20 protein-coding genes are annotated in these 21,453 nt (G+C 63.7%); 6 read left to right on the top strand and 14 right to left on the bottom strand.

Annotation, left to right across the window (positions count from 1 at the left end):
* The first annotated feature begins 3 nt into the window (after window positions 1-3).
* Window positions 4-783 (top strand): SDR family NAD(P)-dependent oxidoreductase, encoded by a 780-nt coding sequence (locus tag JHL16_RS00110; RefSeq protein WP_200182877.1) that lies wholly within the window; start codon window positions 4-6, stop codon window positions 781-783.
* A 71-nt stretch (window positions 784-854) separates the two neighbouring features.
* Here the strand turns inward: JHL16_RS00110 and JHL16_RS00105 are convergent, their stop codons facing one another.
* The 9 genes from JHL16_RS00105 to JHL16_RS00065 all read right to left on the bottom strand — a co-directional run bounded on the left by JHL16_RS00105 (window position 855) and on the right by JHL16_RS00065 (window position 9,128).
* Window positions 855-1,211: an endonuclease domain-containing protein gene (locus JHL16_RS00105; RefSeq protein ID WP_200182876.1), complete on the bottom strand. Its 357-nt coding sequence runs from the start codon at window positions 1,209-1,211 to the stop codon at window positions 855-857.
* A gap of 81 nt (window positions 1,212-1,292) precedes the next feature.
* Window positions 1,293-2,765, bottom strand: a complete 1,473-nt coding sequence (locus tag JHL16_RS00100) for an amidase (protein WP_200182875.1) — start codon at window positions 2,763-2,765, stop codon at window positions 1,293-1,295.
* Window positions 2,766-2,781: 16 nt separating this feature from the next.
* On the bottom strand, window positions 2,782-3,555 hold the full coding sequence (locus JHL16_RS00095) for a copper homeostasis protein CutC (protein ID WP_246770707.1): 774 nt from the start codon (window positions 3,553-3,555) through the stop codon (window positions 2,782-2,784).
* A gap of 108 nt (window positions 3,556-3,663) precedes the next feature.
* Window positions 3,664-4,938 carry a serine hydrolase gene (locus tag JHL16_RS00090; protein WP_200182873.1) on the bottom strand — a complete coding sequence of 425 codons (1,275 nt, stop codon included), beginning with the start codon at window positions 4,936-4,938 and terminating at the stop codon, window positions 3,664-3,666.
* Between the two features lie 198 nt (window positions 4,939-5,136).
* Window positions 5,137-6,420 carry a saccharopine dehydrogenase family protein gene (locus JHL16_RS00085; RefSeq protein WP_200182872.1) on the bottom strand — a complete coding sequence of 428 codons (1,284 nt, stop codon included), beginning with the start codon at window positions 6,418-6,420 and terminating at the stop codon, window positions 5,137-5,139.
* Between the two features lie 39 nt (window positions 6,421-6,459).
* Window positions 6,460-7,560: a carboxynorspermidine decarboxylase gene (locus JHL16_RS00080; protein ID WP_200182871.1), complete on the bottom strand. Its 1,101-nt coding sequence runs from the start codon at window positions 7,558-7,560 to the stop codon at window positions 6,460-6,462.
* A gap of 6 nt (window positions 7,561-7,566) precedes the next feature.
* Window positions 7,567-7,980 carry an NUDIX hydrolase gene (locus tag JHL16_RS00075; RefSeq protein ID WP_200182870.1) on the bottom strand — a complete coding sequence of 138 codons (414 nt, stop codon included), beginning with the start codon at window positions 7,978-7,980 and terminating at the stop codon, window positions 7,567-7,569.
* The gene (locus JHL16_RS00070; protein ID WP_200182869.1) at window positions 7,977-8,492 is read right to left on the bottom strand and encodes a PTS sugar transporter subunit IIA; all 516 of its coding nucleotides are present in this window, start codon (window positions 8,490-8,492) and stop codon (window positions 7,977-7,979) included. Before JHL16_RS00070 ends, JHL16_RS00075 begins: the two co-directional genes overlap by 4 nt.
* 261 nt (window positions 8,493-8,753) lie before the next feature.
* Window positions 8,754-9,128, bottom strand: a complete 375-nt coding sequence (locus JHL16_RS00065; protein ID WP_200182868.1) for a RidA family protein — start codon at window positions 9,126-9,128, stop codon at window positions 8,754-8,756.
* A 100-nt stretch (window positions 9,129-9,228) separates the two neighbouring features.
* On the opposite strand from JHL16_RS00065, the gene JHL16_RS00060 reads away from it, so the two are divergent.
* The gene (locus tag JHL16_RS00060) at window positions 9,229-10,251 is read left to right on the top strand and encodes a LacI family DNA-binding transcriptional regulator (RefSeq protein WP_137856450.1); all 1,023 of its coding nucleotides are present in this window, start codon (window positions 9,229-9,231) and stop codon (window positions 10,249-10,251) included.
* Between the two features lie 126 nt (window positions 10,252-10,377).
* Here the strand turns inward: JHL16_RS00060 and JHL16_RS00055 are convergent, their stop codons facing one another.
* Genes JHL16_RS00055 through JHL16_RS00045 form a run of 3 tightly spaced genes read right to left on the bottom strand, consistent with a single transcriptional unit; the run spans window position 10,378 to window position 14,882 of the window.
* The gene (locus JHL16_RS00055; protein ID WP_246770706.1) at window positions 10,378-12,138 is read right to left on the bottom strand and encodes a hydantoinase B/oxoprolinase family protein; all 1,761 of its coding nucleotides are present in this window, start codon (window positions 12,136-12,138) and stop codon (window positions 10,378-10,380) included.
* Between the two features lie 9 nt (window positions 12,139-12,147).
* Window positions 12,148-14,217, bottom strand: a complete 2,070-nt coding sequence (locus JHL16_RS00050; RefSeq protein WP_246770705.1) for a hydantoinase/oxoprolinase family protein — start codon at window positions 14,215-14,217, stop codon at window positions 12,148-12,150.
* An 8-nt stretch (window positions 14,218-14,225) separates the two neighbouring features.
* Window positions 14,226-14,882 (bottom strand): RraA family protein, encoded by a 657-nt coding sequence (locus JHL16_RS00045; RefSeq protein WP_137856448.1) that lies wholly within the window; start codon window positions 14,880-14,882, stop codon window positions 14,226-14,228.
* Between the two features lie 242 nt (window positions 14,883-15,124).
* On the opposite strand from JHL16_RS00045, the gene JHL16_RS00040 reads away from it, so the two are divergent.
* From JHL16_RS00040 to JHL16_RS00025, 4 genes are read left to right on the top strand one after another with little or no spacing between them, the layout of a single operon-like run.
* A complete protein-coding gene (locus JHL16_RS00040; protein ID WP_200182867.1) occupies window positions 15,125-16,276 on the top strand; it encodes an ABC transporter ATP-binding protein in 1,152 nt (383 codons plus the stop codon).
* A complete protein-coding gene (locus tag JHL16_RS00035) occupies window positions 16,269-17,456 on the top strand; it encodes an ABC transporter substrate-binding protein (protein ID WP_200182866.1) in 1,188 nt (395 codons plus the stop codon). Before JHL16_RS00040 ends, JHL16_RS00035 begins: the two co-directional genes overlap by 8 nt.
* 55 nt (window positions 17,457-17,511) lie before the next feature.
* Window positions 17,512-18,408 carry an ABC transporter permease gene (locus JHL16_RS00030; protein WP_200182865.1) on the top strand — a complete coding sequence of 299 codons (897 nt, stop codon included), beginning with the start codon at window positions 17,512-17,514 and terminating at the stop codon, window positions 18,406-18,408.
* Entirely contained in the window at window positions 18,405-19,223 is an 819-nt protein-coding gene (locus tag JHL16_RS00025) for an ABC transporter permease (RefSeq protein WP_200182864.1), read from the top strand. Before JHL16_RS00030 ends, JHL16_RS00025 begins: the two co-directional genes overlap by 4 nt.
* Window positions 19,224-19,243: 20 nt before the next feature.
* Here the strand turns inward: JHL16_RS00025 and JHL16_RS00020 are convergent, their stop codons facing one another.
* Window positions 19,244-20,167, bottom strand: a complete 924-nt coding sequence (locus JHL16_RS00020; RefSeq protein WP_200182863.1) for a dihydrodipicolinate synthase family protein — start codon at window positions 20,165-20,167, stop codon at window positions 19,244-19,246.
* Between the two features lie 84 nt (window positions 20,168-20,251).
* Window positions 20,252-21,265: a hypothetical protein gene (locus JHL16_RS00015; protein WP_200182862.1), complete on the bottom strand. Its 1,014-nt coding sequence runs from the start codon at window positions 21,263-21,265 to the stop codon at window positions 20,252-20,254.
* Window positions 21,266-21,453 lie beyond the last annotated feature (188 nt).

Raw genomic sequence — 21,453 nt, 5'->3', positions numbered from 1 at the left:
CCAATGAATGTGCTCGATCGTTTCCGCCTGGATGGAAAGCGTCTTTTCATTACCGGCGGCAGCCGCGGTTTCGGGCGGGTCATTGCGCTGGCGGCGGCGGAAGCGGGCGCCGACATCATCATTAACGGGCGTGATCCGGCCGCTTTGGCCAAGACCGCCGACGAGGTGCGCGAGCGCGGCCGCGAGGTCCGGACCTATCCGGGCGACATCGCCGATCCGGCCTTTTGCGAGGCACTCTGCGCCCGCGTGATCGCCGAAGCCGGCCCCGTCGATATCCTGGTCAATAATGTCGGAGGCCGCAATCTTGCGGCCAAGATCGAGGAAACCTCGCTCGATCAATGGCAGACCGGCGTCGATCTCAACCTGACCCATGTCTTCCTCTGCACCAAGATGTTCGGCACCGAGATGCTGAAGCGCGGCAAGGGCCGGATCATCAATATCGCCTCGATCAGCGGCATGATCGCCAATCGCGGCATTGGCGGGCGCCATTATGAGACGACCAAGGCGGCGGTGATCCATTTCACCCGCGCCACCGCGGCCGACTGGGCGCCGCGCGGCGTCACCGTCAACGCCATCTGCCCCGGCCTGTTCATGACCGAGCCCAATCTCGTCTGGTCGAAATCGCATCCCGAGGTCATCGAAACCTTCGTGCGCCAGGTGCCGATGGGCCGCACCGGCGAGCCCGACGAGATCGGCCCCCTCGCCGTCTATCTCGCCTCCGATGCCTCCAACTATGTCACCGGCGCGAGCTTCGTGATCGACGGCGGCTACACGCTGTGGTGAACCATCTCTCCCTCCCCACGCGAAGCGTGGGGAGGGTGGCGCGCAGCGCCGGGTGGGGTCGTGCCGACCGTCTATGCAAAGGGATTTTCCCCGTGCAGAAACGCCCACACAGTATCCGCCGCCGCATCAGGATCCTGATTGACATCCGCATTCCATAGACGCGCGATCCGGTATCCCTTGGCGCGGAAATGCGCGTCGCGCTTCTCATCATGCGCGCGCCCGCGGTCTTCACCATGCTGACTGCCATCTACTTCCACGATCAGCTTGTGCGACTTGCATACGAAGTCGAGGACATAGCCATCGATCGGCGCTTGGCGGCGAAAGTGATAGCCCTTGCTGCGCCAGGCTCTGAGCCTGACCCAGAGCTTAGCTTCCTCCTGCGTCATATTCTTGCGTAATGAACGGGCGAAGGCAATGCGATCGTCCATGGAATTTGTCCCCTCGGCGGAGAGACCCCACCCGTCGCTACGCGCCACCCTCCCCGTTCCGGGGAGGGAGAAGGTTTCCCCCTACAGCTTGACCTGCTTATACGTGTCCATCCACGGCCTGACGCGCTCGAAGGTTGCGCTCGCGGCGAAGACGTCCTCATCGGCGTAACGCCGGCCGACGATCTGCAGGCCGACCGGCAGACCGTTCGACGCGAGGCCGGCCGGAACGGTTGCCGCCGGATAGCCGATGAAGTTGATGAGGAACGTCATGCACCAGCCGATCAGCCGGTTGATCTCTTCGCCCTCGACCTCCTTCGGTCCGACCGTATTGCCGTCCGTCGCATTGTCGACGGCGAGGCAGGAGAGTGTCGGCGCCACCAGATAGTCATAGCGGTCGAGCACCTTGCGCAGCGCGTCGAAGACGTCGGAGCGCATGATCTCGTCATTGATGAAGTCATTCACCGTCAGCTTGCGGCCGATCTCGTCCCAGTACCAGAGCTCCGGCGGGAGATCGTTGTAGTGATCACGCTTGAGATCGATGCCCTCGCGCTTGAAGCCTTCGAGCGCCGCCACCTGCTTGGGTGCGATGAGCCGGCACCACATGTCGCTCAGCGCCATGTGCGAATGCGGGATGTCGATCTTCACTTCCTCGACATGGGCGCCTGCTTCCTCGAACGCCTTGACCGCCTTGTCGGTCACCTCGATCACGCGCTTGTCGACCGGAAAGATGCCATAGTCGCGCGTATAGGCGATCTTCTTGCCGGCGATCGAGCGCTTGAGCGCGCCCATGAAATCGGCTTCGCCTTCGATGCAATAGGGATCGCGTGAATCGTAGCCCTGGAGCGCCGTCATCGCCAGCGCGCTGTCCTCGACGGTGCGGGTGATCGGGCCTTCGAAGATGAAGGGGACATTGCCGCCGAACGCATCGGGGCGCGTCACCAGCGGCACACGGCCGAAGGCCGGCTTGTAGCCGAAGACGCCGCACCAGGAGGCCGGGATGCGGATCGAGCCGCCGCCATCGGTGCCTTCGCACATGGGCAGGAGGCCCGCCGCCACCGCGCCGGCCGCACCCCCCGATGAGCCGCCGGTGTTCTTGGTGAGATCGAACGGGTTCCGCGAGGGACCGAAGAGATAGTTGTCGCAGGTGCCGCGGAAGCCGAAGACCGGGCTGTTGGTCTTGCCGACCATGACGGCGCCGGCTTTCTCCATGCGCTCGGTGAACATGCAGGATATGTTGGTCACATAGTTCTTGAGCGCGCGGATGCCGCCGAAGGTGGTGACCCAGCCCGGCTTGAAGTCGAAGCAGTCCTTCATCGCGATCGGCACGCCATGATAGGCGCCGAGCTTGTCGCCGCGCATGACGGCGGCCTCCGCCGCCTTGGCGGCCTTGCGCGCATCCTCATAGCCGAAGATGACGAGTGCGTTGATCTTGGGATTATGCGTCTCGATGCGTTTGATGGCGGCGTCCAGCACCTCGACCGGCGAGACCTCCTTGGCGCGGATGCGCTTCGCCAGGCTGGCCGCCGATTCGGTTTTCGCAAGATCTTCGCTCATGGACAGGGTTTCCTCCTCAATCTTTTGTGTTCTTGATCACCTGGGCGATGATGCCGCCCGAGGTGACGAGCCGGTCGAATTCGGGCGGGCGCAATTCACCGCCCATGAAGACATGGCCACGGCGGAACTGCATGCCGCCGGCTTCCGCCGTGAGCGCCGCGAAATGCACTTCTTGCGGATGCGCCGCCGCGATGATGCGCGCGACATTGCGGGAAGTGATGCCGCCGCCCGGCATGATGATGATGCGCTCACCGGCGCGCCGGATGAGCTCCGAGATGAGCGGCAGGCCTTCGAGCACGCTTGCTTCCTGGCCGGAGGTCAGGATCCGCTCCACGCCGAGCCTGATCAGGGTCTCTAGCGCCGCGAAGGGGTCGCGCGCCATGTCGAAGGCGCGGTGGAAGGTCACCGACAATGGCCGCGCCGCGGCGATCAGCCTGGCTGAACGGTCGGCGTCGATGTCGCCCTCGGCGGTCAGGAGACCGATCACCACGCCATCGGCGCCTTCGGCCTTGGCGGCGGCGATATCGGTCAGCATGACCGCATATTCATCATCGTTGAACAGAAAGTCGCCGCCGCGCGGCCTTATGATCACATGGATACCGATGCCGGCGACCTTGCGCGCGGCGCGGATGAGGCCGAGGCTCGGCGTGGTGCCGCCTTCGAGAAGATTGGCGCACAGCTCGACGCGTTGCGCACCCGCATCCTTGGCGGCGCGCACGCCTGCGACAGAATCCACGCAAATTTCGTAGATCACCCCGAAAGACCCCAGATCACGGCGGACCGCGGGCATTGAGCGCATAAGCGCGCGGAGATTTCAAGAGACCGGAAGCTGCGCTGGAGGTGAAAAGATGCAGCGTTTTCGGATCAGCCGATGTGCGGGAAACTCATGGGCCGATCGTTACGGCGACTTCTTCTTCTGCACTTTCTTCTTTTTCTTCGGCGCCGGCGTTTCCTGCGCCGCGGCGGGCTGGATGCGCTCTTCGGTTGCACGCGCCAGCGCGGCGATCGAGGCGAAGCTTTCCGGCGTCATCACTTCGCAATAGCCATTCTGCTTGCGGAAGGTGGAGCAGACCGACAGCGAGGCGGACTGGTCGAGATTCCACACCATGGCATTGAAGCCATTGGCGCCCGGCACCCGCACCACGCCGTTGACCGAGTTGTCGACCATGTCGCGCACGCCGAGGAGGCGGCCGCGCAGCGCCATATCGGCGGTTTCCGGCTTGTCATAGGAGCCGAAGGAAACGCCCCAGCCGGTGAGCGTCGAGGCCTTGGCGACGGCGGTGGGCTTGCCCTTGCAGATGGCCGATGTCATGTCGGCCGGCACCACCGAGCCCAGCTCCATATTGGCGATCTGCCCGATGCGGATCTGTTGCGGCTGCGGCGGCTTGGCGAAGCCGGCGGTCAGCATCATCTCGGCGAGATCGGCGCGCGCTTTGCCGCCGGGAGCGCCGAGCACGATGGCGATCAGCTTGCGGCCGTTCTCGCTCGCGGACGCGGTGAGATTGTAGCCGGAATTGCACACGAAGCCGGTCTTCATGCCGTCGGCCGTCTTCATCTGGCGCAACAGGCTATTGCGGTTGCGCAATTGCCGCTTGCCCAGCGTCACCGCGGCTTGCGAGAAATAATGCGCATGTTCCGGATAGTCGCGCAGCAATGCCGCGGCGAGCACGCCGATATCGCGGGCGCTCGTCACCTGGCGCGGATCGAACAGGCCGTTCGGATTGGCGTAATGCGTCGCCGTCATGCCGAGCCGTTTGGCCTCGGCATTCATCCGCTTGGCGAATTCGGTATAGGTGCCGCTGGTGCCTTCCGCGAGGACATAGGCCATGTCGTTGGCGGAATAGACGAGCAGCATCTGCAAAGCGAGATCGACGGAGATGGTCGAGCCCGGCCGCATGCCGACCTTGCTCGCCGGCTGGCTCGAGGCGAGCTCGGAGACGGTGAGCTTCTGGTCGAGCTGCATCTCGCCGCGCTTCAATTTCTCGAAGACGACATAAGCGGTCATCAATTTGGTGAGCGAGGCGGGATACCAGGGCTCGCCGGCGCGATCCTGCGAGATGACTTCGCCGGTGGCGGCGTCGAAGACGAGTGAAGGTCCGGCGAGGGCCGGCGTCGCGGCAAGGCTGCCTGCAATGATCAGGCTTATGGCTTTGAGACGTAACCGTGCCGCCACAATGTCTTCCTTCTAATCTCTTAACGCCCCGTCTCTCTTGCCGAAGTACCTCAGCCGGAGACGAAGATCAACCTATAGCCTGAAGGGTAAATCCCGCGAAATATCAGGTTAAGATCAAATTTTGTCGAGATTACGTAAGGCCGCCCGGATTGCCGTGCCGGGTTCCATGGCCGCCCTTACGGACGGCCATGGATACGTTCAGGCCCGGCGCCGCAATTGCGCCGGTTGTTCGCTCACATCCGCTGTTTCATTCAGCAGCCGGTCGCCGGTTTCGTCCCTGACTCTTGTAGCAAGGCCCATCTCGTCGAGAAGTGAGAGGAACGGCTTGGGCGGCAATTCCTCGATATTCGCCATCTTGCCGACATCCCAGTCGCCGCGGGCAACGAGGATGGCGGCGGCCGCCGCCGGCACGCCCGCCGTATAGGAGATCGCCTGGCTGCCGACCTCGCGGAAGGCTTCGGCATGATCGGCGATATTGTAGATGAAGACCTCGCGCGGTCTGCCGTCCTTCACGCCTTTGACCAGATCGCCGATGCAGGTCTTGCCGGTGTAATCGGGCGCCAGCGACGAGGGATCGGGCAGCACCGCTTTCACCACCTTCAGCGGTATCACTGTCTGGCCTTCCGCCGTCGCCACCGGCTGCTCCGAAAGCAGGCCCAGTGATTTCAGCACGGTGAAGACGGTGATGTAGCGTTCACCGAAACCCATCCAGAATCGGATATTGGGCACATCGAGCGTGCGCGACAGCGAATGGATCTCGTCATGCCCGGTCATATAGGTCATGCGTTTGCCGACCACCGGCAGATCCCATTCCTGGGCCACTTCGAACATCCTGTTCGCCGTCCATTGACCCTTCTGCCACGACCAGACCTGCCCGGTGAATTCGCGGAAATTGATCTCGGGATCGAAATTGGTGGCGAAATAACGCCCATGATCGCCGGCATTGATGTCGATGATGTCGATGGACTCGATCCGGTCGAAATACTCATCGCGTGCGAGGCGCGCATAGGCATTGACCACGCCCGGATCGAAGCCGGCGCCCAAGAGCGCGGTGACGCCCTTCGCGGCGCAGTCGTCACGGCGTTTCCATTCGTAATTGCCGTACCAGGGCGGCGTCTCGCAGATTTTTTCAGGGTCCTCATGGATCGCCGTGTCGATATAGGCGGCGCCGGTCTCAAGACAGGCGGAGAGCACCGACATATTGAGGAAGGACGAGCCCACATTGATGACGATCTGGCTTTGGGTCTCGCGGATGAGCGCCGCCGTCGCCTCGACATCGAGCGCGTCGAGCCGGTGCGCCGCGAGATGCCGGCCGGTCACCGCATTGCGCTTCTCATGGACGGTGCGGATGATCGCCTCGCATTTGCCGAGGGTGCGTGAGGCGATATGGATGTCGCCCAGGAGATCGTTGTATTGCGCGCATTTATGCGCGACGACTTGCGCCACGCCGCCGGCGCCAATGATGAGGACGTTCTTCTTCATTTCGGGTGGGTGCCTCCTTTCGAGGGGGTTAGCGAGGGCTCACGACAGGCTCGCGAGATAATCCTCATATGAAAATGCGCGTTTGAGATTCAGGCTGCCATCGGGCTCGCGCAGCACGATCGAAGGCATCTGCACGCCGTTGAACCAGTTCTTCTTCACCATCGTGTAGCCGGCGGCATCCTGGATCGAGAGCCGGTCGCCGGGCTTCAGCCGTTCGGCGAAAGCAAACTCGCCGAAAATATCGCCGGCGAGACAGGACTTGCCGCAGATCATGATGCGGTAGGGTCCGGCATCGGGCGCGATCTTGGCGCTTTGCCGGTAGATGAGGAGATCGAGCATATGCGCCTCGATCGAGCTGTCGACGATGGCGAGATCCTTGCCGTTGTGCAGCGTATCGAGCACCGTCACTTCGAGCGTCGTGCTTTTCGTCACCGCCGCCTCGCCGGGCTCGAGATAGACCTGCACGCCATGGCGTGCGCTGAAGCGCTTGAGGCGGTCCGCGAAATCGGCGAGCGGATAATCCTCGCCGGTGAAATGGATGCCGCCGCCGAGGCTCACCCAGTCGACCTCACGCAGGAGCAGCCCGAAGCGTTCCTCGATCTCGCCCAGCATCCGGTCGAACAGCGCGAAATCGCCATTCTCGCAATTATTGTGGATCATGAAGCCGTCGATGCGGCCGAGCACGGTTTTGATCCGCTCCGGATCCCATTCGCCGAGCCGGCTATAGGCGCGCGCCGGATCGGCGAGATCGAAGCCCGACGAGCTGATGCCGGGATTGAGACGCAGGCCGCGTCCGATTCCCGCCGCCTTGTGGGCGAAACGCTCGAGCTGGCTGATCGAATTGAAGATGATCTTGTCGGCATGCGACATGACCTGATCGATCTCGTGATCGGCGAAGGCGACGCTGTAGGCATGCGTCTCGCCGCCGAATTTTTCGGCGCCGAGCCGTACCTCGTTGAGCGACGAGGATGTCGTGCCGTCCATATGCGGGCGCATGAGATCGAAGACCGACCAGGTGGCGAAACATTTGAGCGCCAGCAGCACCTTGGCGCCGGAACGTGCGCGCAACTCGTCGATCCGGGCGAGATTGCGCGTGAGCTTCGTCTTGTCGATCAGGTAATAAGGCGTCTGCACGGTCATCGTTCTTCACTCGACACTGAGAATGAGGGATTTGAGCTCGTCTTCATCGACGAGGCTGGCGGCTTCCACGGCGGTGAACCATTGGCGGCGGCGCTGATGCCGTTCCGGCCAGCGTTTGAGCTCGCTCACCACGCCGAAGGGAAAGACCTCGACGCGACAGGTCAGCGACCGTCCGGCGGGCCGGCGCTTGGTGTAATGATAGGCGCCGATCGCCTGCGCTTGTATCTCGCCTTCGATGCCGGCTTCCTCGAAGGCTTCGCGCGCCGCGACTTCCCAGCCGTCCTTGCCGCGCATCGGCCAGCCTTTGGGTATGATCCAGCGGCCGGTGTCGCGCGAGGTAATCAGCAATATGTCGCTCCTCCCTGAGGCCGACGGACGGAGTGGCAGCGCTCCATATTGCAGCCGGACCGGCGCGCTCATGCCGGCACCGGCGCCAGCGTGCCGCGTGGCGGCAGGCGCAAGCGGCTGCGCGCATCGCGGGACGCGATGATCTCAGCTGCACAGCACAGGAGCATGCGCGCCTCGCGTGGATTGGCGGCTTCGCGCAGCCAATGCAGCAGCGGCGGCTCGCGCAGGAGCCGGCACAATTCGGCAAGGCCGATGAGCGCGCTCTCTTTCGGCAGCGCCGGCCAGATCATCGCGAAGACGAGATCGACCGGATGGCCGTCATGGGCATCGAATTCGATCGGGCGGGCGAGGCGCATCAGCATCGCGGTGGGCGTTGCGACGCAGCCGAGCCTGGCATGCGGGATCGCGACGCCGTGATCGATGGCCGTCGAGCCGACATCCTCGCGGGTGGTGAGCGCCGCATGGATCGTCTCCATGTCGGCGCCGCTGCGGGCAGCCAGGTGAAGGGCTACGGCCTCCAGCACCAGCGACGCGGTGTCCGCCGGATGATCCAGGATGATGTCTTCGGTTTGAAAGAGATCCACGAAACTCACGGCAAAAACTCCGCGGGCGCCCGGACGTGCCAGGGCTCACGAGGAAAATGCCCTGGGCACGCGAAAGCGCGCCTGATGTTCAAGACGGTATGGAGAAAAGCCCGATGATCCCGGACGCGGGAATGGTGTTAAGCGCGCCCGGGCGAAAGGCCGGCTTTGGCGAGCCGGGCTCCTTTAATATGACGTTTCGGAAACGTGATCATGGTGTGGGGAACGTAGTGGCTATCGCCGGGAAGTCAACCTTTTCACTTCTTACTTCCCGACATAAGCCATCGCGTCGATCTCGATCTTGATGCCGGCGAGACCTGCAGCGACAGTCGTGCGCGTCGGCATCACGTCGCCGAAATAGCTGCGATACACGCCGTCGAACGCGTCGAAATCGGCAATGTCGGCGAGATAGCAGGTGCATTTGACCACCTGATCCATGCGGGCGCCGGCGGCGGCGAGAAGACGTCTGACATTGTCGAGGGTAAGCGCCACTTCGCTTTCGATGCTGCCGGCGACGATGTTGCCGTGTGGATCGATCGGTCCTTGCCCGGAGACGAAGACGAAATCGCCCACTTTCAGGGCCGGTGAATAGGCGCCGGTATTGGGGGCGGCGGCGGGGTCGATGATCCTTGTGAACATGGTGTTTTCCTTTATGGGGATGGGCGCGGCGGGCGGCTGGCGGGCCTGAGTTTTTCGTTTAGAGTAACGTTAAAGTGATGAGAAAACGAGCCGACACGACATGGCCGATGACGGGCGAGTGACTTTGCGGGATATTGCCAGGCGGGCCGGCGTCTCCATGACGACGGTGTCCAACGTCGTCAATGGCCGCCTCGAGCTGATGTCGGAGGCGACGCGCGAGCGGGTCGCTGCCGCCATTCGCGAATTGAACTACCGCCCCAATGCCGGCGCCCGCAATCTCAGGCTCTCGCAGCGCGGCGCCGTCGGCCTCATCGTCGTGGATGAATCGCCGCGTTTCCTCGCCGATCCGATGACCAGCAACATCCTGGCCGGCATCTCGAATTATCTGAGCGGCAATGGCTACGGTCTTCTGGTCACCGGCATCCGCCGGGCGGCGGTCGCCGACCTGCATCTGCTCCGCCGCGACCAGACCGACGGCCTCTGCATCATGGCGTCGGGCACCCAGCAGGAGCGCCGGGCACTTTATCGCCAGTTCAAGGACACCGGCCAGCCGATCGTGATCTTCCAGGACGAGGCGCCGGACTTCATGACCGACACGCTGTCGATCCGCCAGGACGATCACAAGGCCGGCGAGCTTTTGGCCGAGCGGCTCATCCAGCGCGGTGCCAGGCGCCTTGCTCTGCTGGTGCCGGCGCAAAGCTGGCCGGCGATGGCCGAGCGCCAGGCGGGCGCTCTGGCGGCGGCGACGCGTCATGGCGCCAAGCTCGACACGGTGACCTGCGGCAGCGAGGAGATCGCCGATACGCAGCTGGCGATCGCGCGGTATGTCGAGCGGAGCGGCCTGCCCGACGCGCTGCTCGGCGGCAACGACCAGATGGGCTGCGCCGCGCTCACCTGGGCGCAGGACCGCAATTTCGCCGTGCCGGGCGATGTGCGTGTCACCGGCTGCAACGGCTTCGCCTTCATCGATTATGTCCGCCCGCGCCTCACCTCGATCGCCTCGCCCGCTTATGAGATGGGCAAGCAGGGCGGCGCGATGCTGCTCCAGCGTCTGTCGGAAGGCCGCTTCAAGCAGCGCGAGATGCTGTTCGACGTGACGCTGGTTCCGGGTGGATCGGATTGAATGAACAACCCTCACCCTGAGGTGGCCGCGAAGCGGCCCTCGAAGGGTGGCAAACGGCATGATCTCTGTTCCTGGATCATGCTTCGAGGCTCGCTACGCTCGCACCTCAGCATGAGGAGTTAGGAATTATCCCCGCCTAAGGCCCTCAGTGGCCGCCGCATCGATCTCCAATCCGTCTGTCACCGCCACGCGATAAACGCTTTCCGCCCGTTCACGGCTGACCCAGCCTTCGCGCACATCGCGCAGCACCATGGCCGGATCGCGTTCATCGGGCGGTCCGTAACCGCCGCCGCCGCAGCTGATCGACACCATCGCCTCGTCGGCTTGCACCACGACCTCGGCGCAGCCCGGCATCGGCTCGAGCGTGCCGTCGGCACGGCGCACATATTGCGATGACGGCGCCCCCGTGAGGCCGCCGCGCACGCCGCGCGCCGGATTGACATTGCCGTCGCTGACATAGGCGACCGTCATGTCGCAGCCGACCGGCGAGAATTCCGAATAGGCGCTGACCGCGCCACGGAAGCGACCGGCGCCTTCGGTGTCGGCCATCAGCCGGCGCGCTTTCACGAAGATCGGATGGCGAAGCTCGTCGATCTCGATCGAATCCTGGTAGCACATGCCGGCATTGCCGGTATGCATGATGGTGAGCCAGCCGTCGGTGGTGGGCGTCCCGGCGCCGCCGGTACAGCCGAGATAGACTTCGTTGACGAAGGGCTCGCCGTCATGGACGCCCGAGACGACGCCGGAAGAGGCCGGAATGCAGGCGCCCGATTCCGCCATGCCGAGACCGTCGCGCAGTTCCGCGATGGCGCATTGCACCGGATTCGACACCCGGTCGGCGAGATTGGTGGTGGCGACCGAACAGGAGGTCGGATGGCTCGGCCGGCCGACCGCGCTGTTGTCTTTCAGCAGCACCGAGATGCGCCGGAAGCTGCCTTCGTTTTTCGGCACCGTATGGTCGATGGAGTTGAAGATGCCGACCATCGGCGCCGAGCGCGCGCAGCCCTCCGACAGATTGAGGCCGTTCTCCATGCAGTCGATATTGTTGCGCACATCGACCTCGATGCGCTCGGCTTCCGGATCGATATCGACCGTGACGCTGACCTCGACGCCCTCGGCGGGCGTCGCCGGAAACGGATCGTGCCGGCTTGTGCGGGTGATGCGGCCTTTGGGCATGGTGCGGATGGCGGCGCGCATGCGCTCTTCGCTATAATCGAACCAGGCCTGCGCATAATCCGCGAGCACCTGCCAGCCCATCTCACGCCCGAGCGCCAGGATCTCGCGCTCGCCGACCCGCGCCGCGCCCAAGGTGGCCAGATAGTCACCCCACCATTGCTCAGGCACGCGGATGCGCATCTGGCACATGCGCACGATGTCCATCTGATGCTGATAGTCGTTCTGGATCTTGACTGCCGGAAAGATGAGCGCGCCTTCGGCATAGACGTCCTTGGCGGCACCCATATAGGTGCTCGGCAGCGAATTGCCGCAATCGGCCTGATGGCCCTTGGCCAGCACCGTGAAGCGATGGACGCCGTCATCGTCGATCACCGGCACCAGAATGCTGTGATCGGCAGGATGGGTGCAGCCATGATAGGGCGAGTTGTGTAGATAGGCATCGCCGCGCCGCAATACGGGATGATTGTCGGTCATTGTCCGGCACATGACTTCCGGTCCGCGCAGCACATGAATGGGCAGGCTGTCGGAGGCAGTGAGAAGCTCATGTTGCGCGGTGAGGATCACGCAGGAGAAATCGCGCGCAATGGTGAGGATGCCCGAACGCCCGGTGCGATGGAGCGTATTGGCCATCTTGCGCGCCACGCCTTCGAAACGGGCGGTGAGCACGGCGAGCTGGACGCGGTTCATGGAATTCGATGGGTTTTCACGCATGCGTCCCTCCTAAACTCCGATATCGATGACGAGCGTGCCGGACCCGTCGCGCGCCACCGTCGCGCCCGGATCGATCACGATCGAGGTGAAGCCCGATTCGAGAATGGCCGGGCCTTCGATCACCGCATCGCCGGCAAGCGCATCGATGCTGGCCACCTTGGCCTTCACCCAGCCGGTGTCCTTGAAATAGACCTGCCGGTCCTGGCCGATGGCCTTGTCGTCATGGCTCTTCATGCGGCCCGGCGCCGTCGCCCCCAGGCGGCAATGCACCGCCGCCGCCCAGCCGATCGTCTCGATCGGCGAGGCCTCGTCGCTCACCGCGAAGATCTCCTGATGCGTCTTGTGGAAATCGGCGACGAGCGCCGCGATATCGGCATCGCCGGTGAATCGGCTGGCGCGCAGCGGCACTTCGATCTCCCAGGCCTGGTCGGGATAACGCGCTTCCGTCGCCCAGTCGATGCCGACGAAAACCGCGTCAGGCCCGATCTGGCGGCGGAACGCATCGCAGCGCGCCTCGAGATCGGCCAGCACCTTGTTCACCGCCGCGAAATCGAACTCACGGCTCGTCGCATGCAGCATCGCCTGGTGATAGGCGACGAGATCCGACACCAGCGCGCCCGCCGCGGCGAGCGCCGCGCCCGTTTCCGGCACCAGCACCTTGCGGCAGCCGAGCCGCCGGCCGATCGCCACGCAGTTCAGCCCCGCCGCGCCGCCGCCGGCGACGAAGGCGGCTTCCCGTGGATCGATACCCTGATTGACGGTGATGTCGAGAATGGCCTGCACCATATGTTCGGTGGCAAGCTCGATGATCGCGTCCGCCGCTGCCTCGACGCTTTGCCCGAGCGGCTTGGCGACATCGCGTAGGATCGCCGCTTCCGCCGCCGGACGGTCGAGCTTCATCCTGCCGCCGAGAAAATGATCGGGATCGATGAAGCCCAGCGCCACCGACGCGTCGGTCACCGTCGGACGCGTGCCACCGCGGCCATAGGCGGCAGGCCCGGGCACCGCGCCGGCGCTGATCGGCCCGACATGCAGGAGGCCGCCCTCATCGACCCAGGCGATCGAGCCGCCGCCGGCGCCGATGCTTTTGGTGTCGACCGACGGCATGCCGGTGAGATGGCTGGAGAAGGGCTTGCCGAGCCAGGTTTCGCGGGTGCGTGGGATGCGGCCGTTGCGCACCAGCGACACGTCGAACGTGGTGCCGCCGGTATCGCCGACGATCAGCGTATTCGTATCGCTGCCGCCGCAATAGGCGCGCGCCCCGACCGGCGCCATGCTCGGACCGGAATTGATGAGATGCACCGGCTGCTCTGCCACTTCGGCGGCATCCATGACGCCACCTTGCGAGGTCACCACCAGGAGCCTGCCGGCGAAACCGACATCGCTGAGCCGCTGGTCAAGGCCGCGCATATAGCTGCCCATGATCGGCTTCAACGCCGCATCGATGGAGGTCGACATGGCGCGGCGATATTCGCGGATCGAGGGATTGATCCGGTGCGACAGCGTATAAGGCATGCCGGGCAGATGTTTTTCGATCAACCGGCCTACCGCGAGCTCGTGCTCAGGGTTCACGATCGACCACAACAGGCAGACGGCGATCGCTTCGACGCCTTTGCCGGGCAGTTCCTTGAGCAGTGCCGTGAGCCGTGCCTCGTTGAGCGCCGTGCGCACATCGCCCGACGCCATGATCCGTTCTTCGACCTCGAAGGTCAGCGCCTTGGGGATGAAAGGCTCGGGGTAAGGGATGGTGAAATTGAACGCGTCCTGGCGCCCGCCTTCACGGAACACCAGCGTATCGGGATGCCCTTCGGTGGTGAGGAAGGCGGTGCGCGCGGTGCGCCCGGTGACGATGGCGTTGATCGCGTGGGTGGTGCCGTGCACCAGCACTTCGCCCTGCGCCAGATAATCGGCGAGTTTCTCGCCTTTGGCGGCCGCCGCGACCTTCAGCACGTCGATGACGCCGGCCACCGGATCGGCGGGCGTCGTCGGCGCCTTGTGCATGGTGAGGCTGCCATCCGCCTCGCCGACGATGAGGTCGGTGAAGGTGCCGCCGGTGTCGATCGCGAAGCGCAAGGTCATGGCGCGCCTCAGAGCACGCCGTATTTTTCGTAGACTTCGGCCAGCAACTTGCCGGCGCGCAATTCATCGCGCGTGCGGTTCTCGCGCGTCACCTTGTCGAGCGCCTGGGTGAAGACCTCGTCGGCGACACCTTGCGGGATGATGACGACGCCGTCGATATCGCCGAACACCCAGTCGCCGGCGGTGACCCAGACGCCGGCACATTCGATCGGGCGATCCATCTCGATCATCCGGCAGCGGCCGCGGCTGTCGAGCGGCCCGATGCCGCCATGGAAGACCGGAAATTTCATCGCCTTGATGTGGCGCACGTCACGCACCAGCCCGTCGGTGACGCAGGCGACGGCGCCGCGCGCGGTGGCCGCCGTCGACAAAAGCTCGCCCCAGGGCGCGATCCGGTCGGTCGGGCCGCCGCAGGCGACGACCGCCACATCGCCGGGCTTGAGGTCGTCGACCAGGCGGATCTCCAGCTCATAGGGGTTTTCGCCCTCGAGCACCGAATAGGTGTTGGTGAACAGCGCGGTCCGGGCGCGGCCGACGAAGACCAGCGTGTCGTCGACGGGGCGCACGAAGGGACGCATCGCCTGCTTGGTCAGTCCCATCTCGTCCATCACGTCGGAAAGGACGGCCGTATAGAGATGCTCGCGGAGCGTGGCGGTGGCATGCATGAGAGTGACCTCGCGATTGAAGATATAAAACGTTAAAGCTAAAATCACGAATTCGTCAAGGGCACCCTCTTGGAAGGTGTTGTGTCGATGCTGTCGAATAGCAATCATATGCCATATATTTCAGCAATACGTGGCGCTTGACATTCTTTCTGAAGCGCGGTCTATTTTATCTGTAACGATAAAGTAAACGGTTGCCGGTTTTAAAGGCGGCGATCCGGACTTCATCCAAGCAGAGCGGGACAATGTCTGAACTGGCGACCACCGGACCTGGGACAGAATCCGACCCCATCCTGACTCTGGCCAATGTGCAGCAGAGCTATTCCGGCGTGCTCGCTTTGCGGGGCATTTCCCTCGACGTCGCCAAGGGCGAGTTCCTCACGCTTCTGGGCCCGTCGGGGTCCGGCAAATCCACGCTGCTGCGGGTCATTGCCGGATTGGAAGAACCCGATTCCGCCGATGTGATGCGCCTCAACGGCCATTCGATCGTCGGCGTGCCGCCCGAGGCGCGCAATGTCTCGACGGTGTTCCAGCACTATGCGCTATTTCCGCATATGAGCGTCGGCGAGAATGTCGAATACAGCCTGCGCATCCGCAAGGTGGCGCCGGAGGAGCGCCGCCGCCGCGCCGAAGCGGCTCTGGCCCTGGTGCGGCTGCCCGACAAATATGGCCGCCGCATTCATCAATTGAGCGGCGGCGAGCGGCAGCGCGTGGCGCTGGCGCGTTCGCTGGTCATGGGTCCCGACATATTGCTGCTCGATGAGCCGCTCGGCGCCCTCGATGAGCGGCTGCGCCTCGACATGCAGCTCGAGCTGATCGAGCTGCGCCGCAAGACCGGCGCCACCTTCATCCTGGTTACCCACAGCCAGGAGGAAGCCATCACGATGAGCGACCGCATCGTGCTGATGCGCGCCGGCACGATCGAGCAGATGGGAAGCCCGCGCGATCTGTTTGCCAGCCCCGCCACCGAATTCGCCGCGCGTTTCATGGGCTTCGAAAATGTCCTGCGTGGCCGAATTCTTCGTGTCGCGGCCCAGGACGCCGAGATCGACATCGCCGGCCAGGCGATCCGCGGCCGTGTCGTCGCCAAAAATTTGCGTCCCGGCGATACCGCCTTCGCCGCCATCCGGGCCGAGCATATCCACGTCGCAAAAAACGCCGACCGCACCAATCATCTGCGCGGCACGGCCGGCACGCCCGTCTACAAGGGCCGTTTCACCGACGTGCCGTTCAAGAGTCCGGTCGGCGACCTGATGGTCCGTCTCGACGGCGCCGATGACGTGCTGCCGCCACAAGCCGATTTGAATTTCGCACCCGAGACCTGCGTCATCGGCAGCATCGGGCCCGAAAGTGCAGGCCAAGAAGAAACATCATCGAAAGGGAAGAAACATGACTGACCATAAGAAAGGCCGACCCTTGCGCCGGCGTTCGGTGCTCAAGGCTCTTGCCGCCGGCGTCGGTGCGCTCGCCGCACCCTCGCTCATCCATCACAGCATCAGGCGCGCCCATGCCGCCCCCGGCACCATCCGCATGATGGGCGGACCGACGGTGGCGCTCAAGGACTGGAGCCAGTTCGAGAAGGACACCGGCCTCAAGATGGAGTTCACCTCGTTCAATGTCGACGATGTGGGCGCTCTCTATAACGAGATCCTCGCCAATGACGCGGGCGAGCGCTTCGATCTCATCAACACGCTGGCCGGCGTCCAGAAGCCGATGGTCAAGCAGGGCCAGGTGGCGCAGCTCGACACGTCACGCCTCAAGAACTATGCCGGCATCGCCGACAGCGTGAAGCGCAGCCCGGTGCTCTATGCCGGTGACGACAAGGACTGGGCGGTGCCGCTCTACTACAATGCCGACAGCTTCGGTTATTATCCCGAGAAGCTCGGCCTCGCCCGCCCGCCTGAAGCGCTCAACTGGGACATCCTGCTCAACAACGAAAAGACGCTCGGCAAGGCCTCGATCGATGGCGACAATATCGCGCTGATGATCGGCGGCATGTATCTGAAGGACCGCAAGCTCGCCGAGATCGCCGATCCCGCCAATATGACGGCGAGCGAAGTGAAGACGGCCGCCGATTACATGATCGAGCGCAAGAAGGCCGGGCAGTTCCGCAATCTGTGGAAGACCTATGACGAGCAGATCGCCAATTTCGTCAATGGCGAGGTGCTGGTGCAGCGCTGCTGGGAGCCGGCGGTGAAGGACGTCAAGGGCCGCGGCCAGGATGTCGAATACGCCACCTGCAGCGACTTCCATATCAACTGGATGCATGCAACCTCGATCCCGGTGCAGGCGGCGGCGCGTGAGAATCTCGAGGAGATCTATCGCGCCCTCGACTGGTTCCTGGGCGGCTCCTATGCGGCCGAGCTCGCGGTCCTGCGCGGCTATACCGGCTCGCGTATGGATCTGGGCCTCGAATACGCCAAGGCGGCCGGCTGGCCCGCCGACAAGATCGCCGCGGTCGAAGCCAATATCACCAAGGTCAAGACCAAGTTCCTCAACCCGAACTTCTGGATCGGCGGCGCACCCGACGATCTGGCAGCCCATGACGCCGAAATGGCGCGTTTCCGCAACGCCTGATAACTGAGGGCGGGGCCGGTCTCCGGTTCCGCCCGTATTCCTCAAGGTTGCGATCATGTCCGCCATCCGCAAAGGCCAGGCTGGGACCGGCGTCGAGCAGGCGGCGATCGGCACAATCACCGTTTTGTGGGTACTGGGCGTGCTCCTGCCGATCCTGTCGCTTCTGGTGATCTCCTTCATCCAGGGCAAGGGGCTCGGTTTCGTCTGGGCCTTTTCGACCAAGGCCTATGCCGACATCCTGGTCGACTTCCGCATCGAGATCGTATTGCGGACCTTGCGCATCGTCGCCGCCGTGACTTTCATCGAATTGCTGCTCGCTTTTCCTTTCGCCCTCTGGCTCGCCAAAGGCCTGAAGCCGGGCTGGCTCAAATCGACCCTGCTCATCCTGCTGGTCGTGCCGTTTTTCCTGAGCCCCGCGGCGCGCACCATCGTCTGGCGCTCGATCCTCGGCAGCGAAGGCCTCGTCAACATCTTCCTCGCCCAGACCGGCATCTCGCCCGAGCCGGTGAGCTGGCTGCTGTTCTCCGAATTTTCGGTGCATCTGGGCCTGATCGGACCCTATTTCCCGTCCATGGTATGGCCGCTGTTCATTTCCTTCTCGCTGATCGACGACGAATTGATCAAGGCCAGCCGCGATCTCGGTGCCGATGCCTTCACCACCTTGCGCCATGTGGTCGTACCGCTGGCGCTTCCCGGTATCGCCGCCGGCCTCGTCTTCACCGCCATTCCGATGCTCGGCGACAATGTCGCCTCGACGCTTCTGGGCGGCGGCAATGTCGCCCTCATCGCCGAAAGCTTCGATGATCTCATCCGCGCGATGAATTATCCGGGTGCGGCGGCACTGGCGAGCCTGCTCGTCCTCGCCATGCTGCTGGCCTTCCTCGTCGCGCGGCTCGTGCTGGCGCGCCGGCAGGCGGGCGAAGGCGGCATCTTCGCGGAGATGCAGGCATGAGGAAGCCGAACAGCCTGCCGCCCGCCGGACTTTTCACCCGCAATGGCGTGCGCTTCGCCGTGGCCTGCGGCGTCTTCGCCATGATCCTGCTGTATCTGCCGATCGTCGGCCTGATCCTGCTGTCTTTCAGCGCGCAGCCATTGACCGGCATTCCCTGGCCGCTCACCATCGAGTGGTACACCTCGCTGTTCGAGGGCGAGAACGCCAGATGGCTGAAGCCGCTCGCCACCAGTGTCGGCATCGGCCTCCTCGTCTCGTTCAGTGCCACGGCCGCGGCGTTGCTGATCGGGCGCGCCGTCCCGCTCGCCCGCAGGAGCGGCAGTCTTCTCGCCACCTATCTGTCGGTGATCGTGATGCCGGGCATTCTCATCGGCATCGCCATCCTGATCTTCTATCGTGGCCTTATCGGCATCCGCACCGGCTTCTGGTCGGTGTTCCTCGCCCATTTCATCTGGGCGCTGCCCTTCGCGCTGCTCTGCATCCTGATCGTCGTGGTGCGCTTCGACCGCCGCCTGCTCGATGCGGCGCGCGATTTGGGCGCCGGCCGCCTGCGCCGTTTCCTCGATGTCGAGCTGCCCTTGCTGATGCCTGGCATCTCGGCGTCGCTGTTCTTCAGCTTCCTGCTGTCCTTCAACGAACTGCCGCGCACGCTTTATGCGCGCGGCGGCATCATCACCCTGCCTTATTATCTGTGGACGGCGTCATCCTCGCACAGCACCCAGGTCTCGCTCATCTATGCGCTGAGCGCCGTCATCACCGTCGCGAGCTTCCTGTTGACGCTGGCGGCGATGCGGCTGTTGACGCGCAAGGAATAACGCATCCGCCCGAAGAGCCGCTAGCTCAGCGCCTTATCGAGATTGGGCGTCTTGAGGCTGAGCGCGCCGAGCTTTGTCTTGAGCGCTTCCCAGCCTTCGTCGCTGAAATCGACGAGGGGCGGGCGCATCGTCTTGAAGCCGGGCGCCTTGCCATATTCGGCGACAGTGCGCTTGAGCGCCGCGATCATCGGGATGCCGTCATAGGCGGCACGCGTCGCGTTAAGCGCGTCCTGCTTGGTCTGCGCGCCGTCATTGGCGCGCGTCTCATAGAGATTGACGATGGCGCCCGGATGCACATTGGCCATCGCCGAGATACAGCCCGCGCCGTTATGTTTCATCGTCTCGAGCAGGAAGCGTTCCGAGCCGCAGAACACGCGGAACTCCGGGAAGGCGTCGAGCATGGCCTTGGTGTTGGCGAAGTCGCCGCCCGAATCCTTGATGCCGACGACGGTGTCCGGATACTGCTTGATGAGCCTCTCGATCAGCGGCAGGCTGATCGCGACGCCTGACACCTGCGGAATGTGATAGAGGCAGATCTTCAGATTGGCGTCGCCGACCCGTTCGATCGTCTCGGCATAGAAGGCGAAGAGTCCGTCATCCGACACCGCCTTGTAATAGAAGGGCGGCAGCATCAGCGTGGCGGCGGTCTTGGCCTTGGCGGCGGCCTGGCACAACGTCACCGCATCGGGAAGCGCGCAGGCGCCGGTGCCCGGCATCATCCTGTCGACCGGCAGTTCGTTCTCGACGGCGAGACCCAGAAGCTCGAGCTTCTCATCGACGGTGAGGGAGTTGGCCTCCGAATTGGTGCCGAACATGGCAAGGCCCGAGCCTTGCGACAGAATCCAGCTGCAATATTTGACGAAGAGCGGCGCATCCACCTTCAGCGTCTTGTCGAAGGGGGTGAGCACGGGCGCGAAAACGCCGGCGAGTGTGTCATTGGCCATGAAGTTCTCCCTTCGAAGGCGAGGCGGATGAGGTCTTAGTGCCCGCCTTTTGGCATCTAGTCAAAGGGGCCGGTTTGCCGCCGATCAGCAGGGACGCAGCAGAACCTGCTCGCTGAGGAGTGCCGTGCGGCTTGCGATGATCTCATAGTGTGCCGCTTGAGCGAGCGGTGCGAATCCTCTTAACCCGCGCGGAATGACCTTGAAGCCCGACATCGCGATCATGCGCCGCCTGATCTCATCGTCATTGGTCACCGAGCCCGCGACGAAGCGGACGCCGTCATGCAAGATGCGCAGATTATCGATGATCGCGTCGTCGCTGCCATATTCGAACAGGCCGCCTTCGCTCGAGGCCCCGATCACCCCGCCCGACGCTTTGATATCCACCAGCAGCTTTGCCAGCGGGCTTGTGTCGCTCCAGTCATAATCATGCGGCGTGAAGGAAATATCGAGATCACTGAGCGGTCCGCCGCTTCGCGTCAACGCGGCAAGCGCATTGGCGCCGAAGAATGCGCCGTCGGGATTGCGGTCGAGGACATGGATCGCGATTGCCCGGCGCAACAGCTCGGGCCGCTTTTGCCTGAGCAGGATCAGGGCGTTGATCGCATCGAGCGCCGGCCCGCCGGCGATATCGATGAGGTGAAGCGGCTCCTCACCGTGAAACGCGTCATCGCCGGCGATCGCCTCGGCCATGAGTCCCGCGACCTGCTGCATGCGCAGACGGAGCAGCTTCACATGCGGTGATGCCGCGAAGCGCCGGTCGGCCGGATGGTCATAGGGCGGCACCAGGTTTTCCGGGCCGAGCTTCATCGCATAGGTGCTGAGGCTGTCGAGATAGCTTGCCCTAGAGGTGAACAAGGCGGCGGCCAGCCGCGACCTTTTCGCCAGCTGCCGGATCATGAAGCGCAAGAGAAAGTGCGGGATGAAACGCCGTTGCCGGTGGTCGCGCTGGAACGCCTCTTTCATGGCAATGAGCGCTGCTTCGTCTTCGGCAATCGCGAAGCGGGGATGGGTTACATCGATGACCGGCAAATCGAAGCCGGCGCGTGCGCGCGCCAGGAATACGGGCTGTGGAGATTCCTTGGGGAGCGAATGCTGCATGGTCCTAGACCGCCGCTCGAAACAGCCCGGCCGCTTGATGTGGTGCCCCTGGAGGGACTCGAACCCCCACGCCCTTGCGAGCAACAGATTTTGAGTCTTCTAGTTTAGGGGTCATTCTCCTTGAATTTCAGAGGGTTAGTCCGCCACGTGGCGAACGCCACGCCACACTCTATTGGGACGCAGCCAGG

This window comes from Taklimakanibacter albus (assembly GCF_016595235.1).
Lineage (GTDB): Bacteria > Pseudomonadota > Alphaproteobacteria > Rhizobiales > Aestuariivirgaceae > Taklimakanibacter > Taklimakanibacter albus.
The sequence above is the reverse complement of the archived record's forward strand: the minus strand, read 5'-3'. Positions and strand labels throughout refer to the sequence as shown.